The organism is Mediterraneibacter sp. NSJ-151 (assembly GCF_022487435.1).
Lineage (GTDB): Bacteria > Bacillota > Clostridia > Lachnospirales > Lachnospiraceae > Schaedlerella > Schaedlerella hominis.
Map to the genome: position 1 here is coordinate 255440 of NZ_JAKVPP010000004.1, position 12731 is coordinate 268170.

Here is a 12731-nt window from a genome sequence, read left to right on the forward strand (position 1 = left end):
GAAAGATGACTGCAATCAATGAAAGTAATGTTGAATTTAAGTTTCGCCCAGTGACAAAATTATTTGAAGAGCAGGTGGTCCTTCATCCGGACAAGCTTGCGGTTGTGACAAGTAAGGAAAGCTTTTCATATTCGAAATTAAATGAAAGAGCGAATAGAATTGCAAATGCACTCATCGAAAAGGGTGTGCAGGCAGAGACGATCGTAGGAGTTATTCTTGAGAGATGCTGTGATTTCTATGCGGTACGACAGGGAATTTTAAAAGCAGGAGGAGCATTTACGGTTGCTGCACCGGATTATCCGGATGACAGAATCCAGTACATTTTTGAGGATGCCGGAATTCCTTTTGTAATTACGACAAAGGAGATTGAAAAGGAAAGACAGGATTTATTTGCAAAGCTCGACTGCAAGGTGCTGCTTCTTGAAGAGCTTCTTGAAAATGAAAATGCAGAAAATCCGGATGTTGAAATAAAAGAGAATGATCTTTGCTACTGTATCTATACTTCCGGCTCAACAGGAAAGCCAAAAGGAGTTATGATTGAACACGTGAATCTGGCGAACTTTGTGAAACCAGATCCGAAAAATGCGGAAACCTTTGGATATGTAGACAAAGGCTCGGTTTCTCTTTCTATGGCAGCAATGACATTTGATGTATCGATTCTCGAAGAATTTGTTCCACTTACAAATGGTCTTACAGCGGTTATCGCAAGTGAAGATGAAATTAATAATCCAATTATTCTCGGAGATTTGATTGTAAAAAATAAAGTCGATATTATGACGACAACTCCTACATATTTGTCAAATATCATTGATCTGCCACAACTTACAGAGGCAATGTCCCAGATTAAGGTTTTTGATATCGGAGCAGAAGCATTTCCACCGGCACTTTATGAAAAGATTCGTCTGGTAAATCAGGATGCTTATATTATGAACGGGTATGGTCCGACAGAGACAACGATAAGTTGTACGATGAAGGTAATCACAGACAGTCAAAAAATTACAATCGGTGCTCCAAATGGAAATGTGAAGGTATTTATTGTCGATAAAGAGAATCATATCCTGCCGGACGGAGAAACCGGTGAGCTTGTTATAGCAGGTCTTGGAGTCGGAAGAGGATATGTAAATCTTCCGGAGAAAACGGCGGCTGCATTTATTGAATTGAATGGAGAACGTGCATATAGAACAGGCGACCTTGCGAAAATCAATTCCGATAATGAAATAGAGTTTTTCGGAAGAATGGACAATCAGATCAAGCTGCGAGGACTTAGAATTGAGCTTGGTGAGATAGAAGAAGTGATAAATAGCTTCGATGGCATTCTTACCAGTATTACAATCCCGGTAGATAATCAATACTTATGCTGTTATTTTATTGCAGACCATGACGTTGATACAGAAAAGCTTATGGAATACGCTTCCAAATCACTCGCACATTATATGGTGCCGGAGGTATTTATACAGCTTGAAAAAATGCCGATGACACAGAATGGAAAAGTTGATAAGAAAGCATTGCCAAAGCCGGTTTCAGCACCGACAAATTTGAAAGCAGCAGAAACTTTGATGCAGAAAAAGATTTTTGAGATTGTCTCTGAAATTGTAGGAAATGATTTCTTTGGAATTGATACCAGTCTTTACAAAGCAGGGCTTTCTTCCATCAGTGCAATGAAACTGTGCATTTTACTTTCGGATGAGTTCAAAGTTACTGTGAAAACAGGCGATATCCATGACAATAATACGATTGAAAAACTTGAAAAATACATCATGCTCGCACCGAAGCTTAGAACCTATGAAAAACGCGAGGTTTATCCGCTTACAGGATCTCAAAAAGGTATTTTTGCTGAGTGTAGCAAAAATCCAGACAGCACAGTTTATAATATACCATTCCTTTTTGAACTGGAAAATGCGATTGATGAGCAGAAGTTGGCTGATGCACTTACAAAGATGGTAAATGCACATTCTTATCTGCTTACAAAAGTGTATCTCAACAGTGACGGAGAGATGGTGCAAAGTCCGGGAGAAGATAAGTTTATACCAAAGATTATCAAGACTACAAACAGTGAGTTTGAAGCATTAAAAGAAAATCTGGTACGTCCGTTCAAGCTTGAAAAGGGGCGTTTGTTCCGTGCGGAAATTTATCTTACGGAAGATAAAAAATATTTGTTTACAGACTTTCATCATATTATTGCAGATGGTAATTCTTACGATATTATTTTTGAAGATATCAATAAGGCATATTGTGGTGAAAAACTTGAGAGTGAAACCTACACAGGATTTGATGCAGCTCTTGATGAAGAACAGCAGATGAAAGAGGGCAAATATAAAAAGGCCGAGAAATATTACGACAGCGTTTTCGAAGGTGTTGAAACAGAGTCACTTCCGCTTCCGGACATTTCAGGAAAAACTCCTGAAAAGGGAATTACGTCAAGAAAAGTAAACATTCCGGAAGAGAAAATTCGTGCTTACTGTGAAAAAGTAGGGGTTACGCCAAACACATTATTTACAGGATTATTTGGTATTCTTGCAACAAAATATTCAAATTCCGAGGACAGCCTTTTTGCAACGATTTACAACGGACGAAATGACTCCCGACTTGAAAACACCGTCTGCATGCTTGTAAAAACACTTCCTGTATACTGCGCTTTTGAGGAGAAAACGACAATACAGACATATATGGCAGAGCTTTCAGAACAGCTTATGTCATCGATGGCAAATGATATCTTCCCATTCTATGATATCTGTGCAAAATATGGTATCAATTCAGATTTCGTTTTTGCATATCAGGTAGAGTTAAGTGATGATTATCCAATCGGAGATACGATTGCAAGAGGACAGGATCTGTCGCTTGATATGGCGAAGATGCCACTGCTTATTCAGGTAAGAGAGTATGATCACGAATATGTACTTACTGCAGAATATAGAAGTGACATGTACAGCAAAGCGTTTGTTGATGGAATGCTTGAAGCCTATGAAGCAGCAATGGCTTCGATGCTTAAGTCAAAATATATTTCAGAAATTTCTGTGATTTCACCAAATGCCGTAAATCAAATTGCAACATTTAACAGTACAGAAAATGATTACGGCAGAAGTAAAACTATTTTCAACATGTTTTCTGAAATGGCCCAGAAGATACCAGAGCGCACAGCGGTAGTATTTAAAGATAAGAGATATACATACAAGGAACTGGATGAGATCAGTGACAGGCTTGGAAAATATATTGCATCACTTGGAATCGGCAGGGAGGATGTAGTGTCAATCCTGATTCCACGTTGTGAATATATGGCAATCGCACCGCTTGGAGTGATAAAAGCAGGTGCCGCATATCAGCCGCTTGATCCGACTTATCCAAAAGACAGATTAATGTATATGCTTGAAGATGCACAAGCGAAGCTTCTGATCGTCGACAGAGAATTACTTCCGTTGGTTGACGGTTATGAAGGAAAAGTATTGTATATGGATGAAATTATGCAGATAGAAGATCGTGATATGGAACTGAAAGAACCAGAGTTGCATGATCTGTTCATCTTACTCTATACATCCGGTTCAACTGGTGTTCCGAAGGGATGTATGCTTGAGTACGGTAATATTACTGCATTTAGTCATTGGTACAAAAAATATTATGAACTTGATTTTGATTCAAAGGTTGCAGCTTATGCATCATTTGGATTTGATGCATGTATGATGGATATTTATGGAACAATTGCAAATGGAGCCGAGCTTCATATTATTCCAGAAGAAATCCGCCTTGATTTTATTGCATTAAATGATTATTTTGAGACAAATGGTATTACACATTCCTTTATGACAACTCAGGTAGGAAGACAGTTTGCAATGGAGATGGATTGCAAGAGCTTGAAATATTTATCTGTAGGAGGCGAGAAGCTTGTTCCTTGTGAACCTCCAAAGAATTTCAAGTTTTTTAATGGTTATGGGCCTACAGAAAACACGATTTTCACAACTATATTTGAAGTGGATAAATATTACAATAATGTACCGATAGGTAAAGCACTTGATAATAATAAGCTTTATATAACAGATAAATTTGGTCATCTGCTTCCATATGGTGCATGTGGTGAGCTGATGATAGCCGGCTGGCAGGTTTCAAGAGGATACCTCAACAAACCTGAGAAAACGGCAGAAGTATATACAAAAAATATTTATGACGATGAGGAAGGATACGAGGTTTTGTATCATTCCGGAGACGTTGCAAGATATTTGACAGATGGAAATATCCAGATTATCGGAAGAAAAGATTCACAGGTTAAGATTCGAGGATTCAGAATCGAACTCTCAGAGGTTGAGGAAGTAATCCGAAGATACGAAGGTATAAAAGATGCGACAGTAGTTGCATTTGATGATCCATTCAGTGGAAAATATATTGCAGCTTATGTTGTATCAGACAGCAAAGTAGATATCAATGCATTAAATGATTTTATCAAAGAAACAAAACCACCATATATGGTTCCGGCTGTTACAATGCAGATTGATAAGATTCCGTTGAACCAGAATCAGAAGGTAAACAAAAAGGAACTTCCAAAACCGGAAAAGAAAGTAGAAGAAATCATCAAGCCACAGAATGATATCCAGCAGAAAATCTTTGATTGTGTTGCAGAAGTATTAGGATACACAGAATTTGGAATTACAACAGATATTTTTAGTGTCGGACTTACATCTATCAGTGCGATTAAATTAAATATGCTGATTTCGAAGAAGTTTGATATTGTTATCAAAACATCAGATATCAAAGATAATCCGACAATTGAGAAACTTGAAGGATTTGTGCAAAAAGCAGGAAAGACATCAAAGAGAGAAATTCAAGAGATTTATCCGCTTACAAATACGCAGGAAGGAATATTTATCGAATGTACTGCCAATATGGGTACAACCATTTATAATATCCCATATCTGTTTAAACTGGATAGAAAAGTAGATCTTGATAAGCTGGCGAAAGCAATAGACAGTATGGTTGAAGCACATCCTTATCTCAAGACAAATCTCTTTATGGATGAGAATGGAGATGTTCTTCAGAAACGTGATGACGATTTAGAGTACAGAACACAGATTATTGATGGGATGGATAAAGAGACGCTTGTTCGTCCATATATGCTATTTAACGAACAGCTTTTCAGATTTGAGATTCACAGAACAGCAGCCGGAAATTATTTGTTCCTGGATTTGCATCATATTATTGCAGATGGTACATCTCTTGAGATTATCATCAATGACATTAACAGGGCGTACAGTGGAGAAACTCTGAAAAAAGAAGAATATACATCGTATGAGCTTGCACTGGATAACAGAGATGCTTTGAATGGCGATACATATAAAAATGCAGAAGATTATTATAAATCAGTATTTGAAAAAGCCGGTGGAAGTATAGCATTTTATCCGGATAAATCGGGTGCTGTTCCTACAGCGGAAATGTATCACAGAGAAGTTTCCGAGATTTCAGTCCAGAGCGTAAAAGATTTTTGTAAGAAAAACGGAATCACAGAAAATGTATTTTTTATTGCGGCATTTGGGCTTACACTTGGAAAATATAATTTCAAAGAGAACGCTGTTTTCACAACAATTTACCATGGAAGAAATGATTCGAGACTTTCCGATACAGTCGGTATGCTTGTAAAAACGCTTCCGGTTTACTGTGACTTTTCAGGACAGACGAGAGAATATCTGGCAGATGTCCAGCAACAGCTTATGGATTCTATGAACAATGACATTTATCCATTTTCACAGATTAGCCGTGAGTTTAATATCAAAGCAGATGCCATGGTGATTTATCAGGGTGATAACTTTGAATTTGATACAATAGGCGGTGAATTTGCTTCGGAAGAACCGGTACATTTAAATGCTGCGAAAGCACCTGTTTCCGTAAGTATTTCTATTGAAAGAAATAAATTTGTCTTTGAAATTGAGTATCGTGGAGATATGTATCGCGAAGAGACGATGAAATATCTCGCAGATAACCTTGAGCTTGCGATTGATGGGCTGACGAAGGAAGAGAAAGCATCCGATATCAGATTGTTATTTGAAGAAGAGACCAAGATGGTGGATGTTCCGGATCATGCAGGAAAAACATTTGTTGAACTGTTTAAAGAGACTGTTACAAAATATCCGGACAAGGCTGCAGTGAAGGATGAATTTGGAGAGCTCACTTACAAAGAACTCGATAGAATGTCCGATTATGTTGCACAAAAGCTTACAGAAAATGGATTTGGAAGAGAAAAAGTTGCAGGTATTTTGTGTGGAAGAACGAAAGAATTTACCGTTGCTTATCTTGGTGTTATGAAAGCCGGTGGTGCATATGTTCCGCTGGATCCGGAGTATCCGCAGAGCAGAATCGAATATATGCTGACAGATTCAGGAGCAGAGAATTTGCTTGTAGTAAACAAGTATCGTGATCTGGTTGCATTTTATGATAAAAATATCATCAGTCTTGATGACGTGGCAGAAGAGGCAAAAGAGTTTGAGCTTTCAGTAGAACTTACTCCTCCGAGACCGGAAAATCTGGCGTATATGATTTATACCTCAGGTTCAACCGGAAAGCCAAAGGGTGTTATGATTGAACATAGAAATTTATTGAATCTGATAGAATATCTTGTTTCATCAAGAAAAATGACACCTGATTTTACAGTTGCAGAGTTTGCAAGCTTTTGCTTCGATGCATCTGTTGTGGATTTGTTTGCTCCACTTACCGTTGGGGCAATGCTGTATATTTTACCGGAAGGTATCAGAAAAGATGCGGTTGCAGTTGCGAAGTTTGTAAGAGAAGAAAATATTACGACTATTACGATTCCGACTCAGATTGGAGAATTGGTGACAGAATTACTGGAAGAAGCTCCGGCATTGCGCTTTGCAACACTTGGCGGTGAGAAATTCAAGCATTATAGAAATCGTACGTATCAGATGATCAATGGATATGGACCGACAGAAAATACGGTTTCATCAACAGAATTTTTCGTTGATAAGCAGTATGAAAATATACCGATTGGAAAATCGCAGACAAATATCCGAAGCTATATCGTAGATAAAGATTTGACCAGACTTCCGGTAGGCGCATCTGGTGAGTTGTGTCATGCAGGAAGACAGATTGCAAGAGGATACCATAATCTTCCGGAAAAAACAACGGCAGCGTTTGTCGAAAACCCATTCTCAATCTGCGAGGAAGATAAACGTCTTTACAGAACCGGAGATATGGTCCGCATGAAAGGAGACGGAAACATAGAATACATCGGTCGAATCGATTCACAGGTAAAAATCAGAGGATACCGAATCGAGCTTGGCGAGATTGAGGGAGCGATAGTGAAATATGATTCTGTTCAAAATGCGGCTGCCAAAGTAATTGAAAAAGGCGGTAATAAATATATTGTTGCTTACTATACAGGCGTAAGCATTTCCGATGAAGAAATGAAAAACTTCTTAGAGCCGCTTATCCCGGATTACATGATGCCGTCCTTCTTTGTTCATCTTGATAAGATGCCTGTAACACCGGGTGGCAAGATTGACAAAAAGGCACTTCCTGAACCAGAGATGAGTGTAGAAAGAAATAGCTATGTCGCACCGGTTACAGCTGTTCAGACAGAGCTTTGCGGTATTTTTGAGAAAGCACTTGGTATTGATAAAGTAGGAATCGAGGATAATTTCTTTGATTTGGGAGGTTCTTCGCTTACTGCATCAAAGGTTGCAATCATGTGTCTGTCAAAGAATATCGGTATTGTATATGCAGATATTTTCAAATATCCTACAGTGCATGAGCTTTCTGCAATGCTTGGAAATGATGAAGCAGTGGAAGATACTACAGGAGGCAATGAATTTTCAAATTACAGTTATAATAAAATACAAAGTGTGATAAGTGGAAATATCGAAGAAAATGTGGACCTTGTGACAAAAGAAAAAATCGGAGATATCATGATCACAGGAGCGACCGGATTCCTTGGAATACATATTTTGAAGGCGTATCTGGATCATTATGACGGAAAGGTTTATTGTCTTGTACGCAAAGGCTCATATGAATCACCGGAAAAACGAATGATGAATATGTTGATGTATTATTTTGATAATCCGTACAAAGAAATGTTTGAAAAACGCATCGTATGTGTGGACGGAGATATTACATCAAAAGAAGATGTCGACAGATTAGCAGAATACAAATTCCAGACATTAATTAACTGTGCAGCGTGTGTAAAACATTTTGCGGCAGGCGATGTTCTTGAAAAAATAAATGTAATAGGAGTAGAAAATCTGATTGATTTATGTAAAAATAATGCACGTAGGCTGATTCAGATATCAACAGTCTCAGTCAGTGGTGAAGGGTCAGACGGCGTACCGCCGATGTCGAGAGTTTTCTGTGAAAATGATTTATACATCGGGCAGAACATTACAAACGAATATATCCGTACAAAATTTATTGCAGAAAGAGCTGTACTTGAAGCGGTTGCAGACGGTCTTGACGGAAAGATCATCCGTGTAGGTAATCTTATGAGCAGAGATTCCGATGGTGAATTCCAGATTAACTTTATTACAAACGGTTTCCTGCGAAGCCTGAGAGGTTATAAAGCAGTTGGAAAATTCCCGGTAGGAAGTATGCATGAAGTGACAGAATTTTCACCGATCGACTCTACAGCACTTGCAGTTTTGAATCTGGTACAGACGGACAGAAGATTTACCGTATTCCATGCATGCAACAGCCATCATATCTTTATGTCAGATTTGATCTATGCAATGCGTGAACATGGATTTAAGATCGATATTGTAAAAGACGAGGAGTTTGAGACTGCAGTAAAAGAATTTGCAAAAACAGGGCAGGATTCGGATGCTGTTTCAGGTCTTATCGCATACACGTCACACAATGAAAATGAAATCTATACGCTGGATTACGGCAATAGATTTACATCACAGATTCTTTACAGATTAGGTTACAAATGGCCTATTACAGATGACAGATATCTTGAAAGTGCGATTGAGGCACTGGACAGACTTACATTTTTTGATTAATTTAAGGAGAAAAATTTATGGAAATTATTAGTAAAACAGATGGAACGAAAACAACAATGGAGATTGTAGGATGGCTGGATACACAGACAGCTCCACAGTTAGAAGAAGAACTTTCAAAGCTTACAGACGAGATCACAAGTCTTGTATTTGATTTCGCAAAGCTTGAATACATTTCATCAGCAGGTCTGCGGCAAGTAATTGCCGCATACAAAAAGATGCAGAATAAGGACGGATTTAAAATTATAAATGTGTCTGACGAAGTCTTTGATGTGTTTAGTCTTACAGGATTTGATCAGAAAATAGATATTGAAAAATAAGACATGTGCTTACAAATCAGGTGAGAAAGGATACAGAGGATGAAACATAAAAGTCATGAGAGGGATGGTTTTAAAAGTAAGACAGGATTTGTTTTAGCATGTATTGGTTCAGCAGTCGGTATGGGGAATATATGGAGATTTCCATATATGGTATCTGACTGGGGCGGTATGACATTTTTAATTCCATATATTTTATTTGTAATTTTGATTAGTTCTTCCGGTGTGATCGAAGAGATGGCATTGGGACGTGCAGCCAAAGGCGGACCGATCAAAGCATTTGGAACGTGTACGCAGATGCGGACAGGAAAGCGAAAGCCGGGAGAAATAATCGGTGTTTTGCCGGTCCTTGGATCGTTTGCACTGGCAATTGGATATACAGTTGTAGTTGGCTGGATCTTTAAATATGCATTTCTGGCATTGACCGGTAAAGTTGCAGCAATGGGACAGGACATGGACATAATCGGCGGAATGTTCGGAAGTACAGCAAAAGTCTTTGGCAACAATTTGTGGCTGGTGATTGCAGTGATCGTGACAGCCGTTATCATGGCATTTGGAATCGCAGGAGGAATTGAGCGGGCGAATAAAGTCATGATGCCATTTTTGTTTATCATGTTTTTAGGGCTTGGAATTTATATTTTCACATTGCCGGGAGCAGAAGCCGGTTATCGTTATATATTTACAATCAAGCCAAAAGGTCTGTTAGATATTAAGCTATGGATATATGCATTCGGACAGGCATTCTTCTCGCTTTCAATCGCAGGAAACGGAACGGTGATATATGGTTCTTATTTAAGCGAGGAAGAGGATTTGGTGAGTTCTGCAAGAAATGTAGCGATTTTTGACACAATGGCGGCATTGCTCGCAGCATTTGTGATTATTCCGGGGATGGCAGTCGGCGGAGCTGAATTATCTTCAGGCGGTCCGGGACTTATGTTTATCTATCTGATCAACGTATTTAACGGAATGCCGGGCGGTAAGCTTGTAGGAATCATTTTCTATCTTTGTGTATTATTTGCCGGAATGAGTTCGCTGGTTAATCTGTATGAAGCTCCGGTAGCAACATTGCAGGAAAAATTCGGATTAAAAAGATTCTCGGCAGTTGGTGTGATCGCAGTGATCGGATGCGCTGTTGCACTGCTTATTCAGGGAATCGTTTCAGGGTGGATGGATGCGGTTTCAATTTATATTTGTCCACTTGGTGCAATGCTGTCAGCAATCATGTTCTTCTGGATTGCAGGAGAAGAGTTTGCTTTGCAGGCAGTAAACAAAGGCAGAGATAAGAAGATTGGAAGATGGTTTGTTCCGGTCGGAAAATATGTGCTGGTTCCATTGGCATTTCTGGCGTTGGTAGCCGGAGCATTGCTTGGTGGAATCGGGTGAAAAAAGGAGATATTGCAGAGCAAGGGGCGATGCAATGTCTCCTTTTACAAATTCATTCAATGTTTCACACATACTTGCTTTAACTGTTCTTTTGTACCATAATATAATACGGAATTTAATTTAAAGAAAAGGGGTAGAGAACTGTGAAGAAAAATAAATACGAGATAGATATGTGTAATGGTTCTATTATGGATAAGCTGATATCATTTTCACTTCCACTTATGCTTTCTGGTATTTTGCAGTTGATGTTTAATGCGGTAGATATTGTTGTTGTCGGACGATTTAGTGGAAGTCAGGCGTTGGCTGCGGTCGGTTCAACGACAGCGTTGATTAATATATTTACCAATTTATTTATTGGAATCTCTCTTGGTGCAAATGTACTGGCAGCAAGATTTTATGCTTCCGGCAAGGAAAAAGAAATGTCGGAAACGGTACATACAGCGATCACACTGGCACTGATCAGTGGAATTATAATGGCAGTAGTGGGACTGTTATTGGCAAAATTGGCATTGGAGTTGATGGGAACGCCTTCTGATGTAATAGAGTTATCTACTCTTTATATGAGGATTTATTTTTGCGGAATGCCATTTTTTATGTTATATAACTATGGTGCGGCCATTTTAAGAGCTGTCGGAGACACAAAACGTCCGCTTATATTTTTGATTATTTCAGGTGTGGCAAATGCAGGATTAAATATGATTCTTGTAATTATTTTCCACATGGGTGTTGCCGGAGTTGGAATCGGAACAGTCATTTCACAGTTAATATCCTGTATTTTAGTACTTCGGTGTTTGTATAAATCTGAAGGGTGTTATCAATTAAGATTTTCTAAATTAAGAATTCAGAAAGTATATTTAAGACAGATTTTTCAAGTTGGAATTCCGGCCGGAATCCAGAGTACAGTTATCAATTTTTCAAATGCATTGTTACAGTCATCCGTCAATTCCTTCGGCTCGACAGCGATGGCCGGTTATACAGCGGCAAATAATATTCTGGGATTTTTATATGTCTCCGTCAATGCTGTGACACAGGCATGTATGAGCTTTACAAGCCAGAACTATGGTGTTGGAAAATATAAACGTATGGATCGGGTGCTGATAAATTGTTTGATTTTATCAGTTGTTATATCAGGAGTCCTCGGTTGTGGTTCTTATGCATTTGGAACAGAAATATTGAAGGTTTATACGGAAGATCCGAAAGTAATCCAGTGTGGTCTGGAAATTTTATCAATGACAACAGTTACTTACTTTTTGTGTGGAATTATGGATTTGTTTCCGGGAGCGCTGCGAGGAATGGGGCGTTCAGGTGTGCCGATGATCCTATCTATTATCGGTACAGTCGGAACGAGAATTGTGTGGATATTTATGCTGTTCCCACAACATAGATCACTGGAATTTTTATTTATTTCTTATCCGGCATCCTGGTTACTTACAATCGTAATGCAGGTAATATGCTTTTATTTTGTACGAAAACAGGTACATGCAAAAGGACGAGAGAGAATGATGCGGGAAGCACAGGCAAAATGATATAAAATACAAAATGATAGAGAATACGATAAGCTTTTTGTTAAGCACAATGAATAGAAATAGAAAGAGAAAGGAAGTAATATGACAAAGCAGGATAATTCAAAGGTAGATGAGGGATTACAGGGAAATGAGAAAATTGAGGAAGCAATTTTAGGATTGCAAAAAGAAAGTACGCAGGAAATGCTGGCACATACATTGACCGTAATCCGCAGACGAATGAAAGAAAAAGGACAGGTGATTCTGGCGGTAGAGCCACCGAAGGGGCTGGAACAAATTCAAATCCAGGCGGTTCAGACATCGGATGGACAGAGCTGGTGGACGGCATTTACAAGTTTTGAAGAAGAATTAAAAGGTGGAGACAGTGTGAAGTCTACATTTTTAACAGATATAGATAAATTATTTGAAACAGTGCTTCAAGTAGAGGGAATCCAAGGTATTATTTTAAATCCATGGAATCGAACGATAATGCTGGATAAAAATCTGATCCGGGTGATACTTGGGGCAAAAGCTTAAAATAAAGG

At 38.6% G+C, this 12731-nt stretch carries 5 protein-coding genes; all 5 read left to right on the plus strand.

Annotation, left to right across the window (positions count from 1 at the left end; translation table 11 throughout):
• Positions 1-5 precede the first annotated feature (5 nt).
• Positions 6-8987, plus strand: coding sequence for a non-ribosomal peptide synthetase (locus LQE94_RS05995; RefSeq protein ID WP_240577236.1), 8982 nt, complete (start codon positions 6-8; stop codon positions 8985-8987).
• 17 nt (positions 8988-9004) lie between these two features.
• Entirely contained in the window at positions 9005-9304 is a 300-nt protein-coding gene (locus tag LQE94_RS06000; protein ID WP_022074721.1) for an STAS domain-containing protein, read from the plus strand.
• A 39-nt stretch (positions 9305-9343) separates the two neighbouring features.
• Complete coding sequence (locus LQE94_RS06005) at positions 9344-10684, plus strand: sodium-dependent transporter (RefSeq protein WP_118737567.1); 1341 nt, start codon at positions 9344-9346, stop codon at positions 10682-10684.
• Between the two features lie 170 nt (positions 10685-10854).
• Entirely contained in the window at positions 10855-12210 is a 1356-nt protein-coding gene (locus LQE94_RS06010) for an MATE family efflux transporter (protein ID WP_240577254.1), read from the plus strand.
• 81 nt (positions 12211-12291) lie between these two features.
• Positions 12292-12723, plus strand: coding sequence for an SseB family protein (locus LQE94_RS06015; RefSeq protein ID WP_240577237.1), 432 nt, complete (start codon positions 12292-12294; stop codon positions 12721-12723).
• Positions 12724-12731: the final 8 nt, after the last annotated feature.

What these genes read in the sequence shown, in the direction of transcription:
- LQE94_RS05995 (WP_240577236.1), top strand. Translation starts at nt 6, where the DNA reads ATGACTGCAATCAATGAAAGTAATGTTGAATTTAAGTTTCGCCCAGTG.
- LQE94_RS06000 (WP_022074721.1), top strand. Translation starts at nt 9,005, where the DNA reads ATGGAAATTATTAGTAAAACAGATGGAACGAAAACAACAATGGAGATT.
- LQE94_RS06005 (WP_118737567.1), top strand. Translation starts at nt 9,344, where the DNA reads ATGAAACATAAAAGTCATGAGAGGGATGGTTTTAAAAGTAAGACAGGA.
- LQE94_RS06010 (WP_240577254.1), top strand. Translation starts at nt 10,855, where the DNA reads ATGTGTAATGGTTCTATTATGGATAAGCTGATATCATTTTCACTTCCA.
- LQE94_RS06015 (WP_240577237.1), top strand. Translation starts at nt 12,292, where the DNA reads ATGACAAAGCAGGATAATTCAAAGGTAGATGAGGGATTACAGGGAAAT.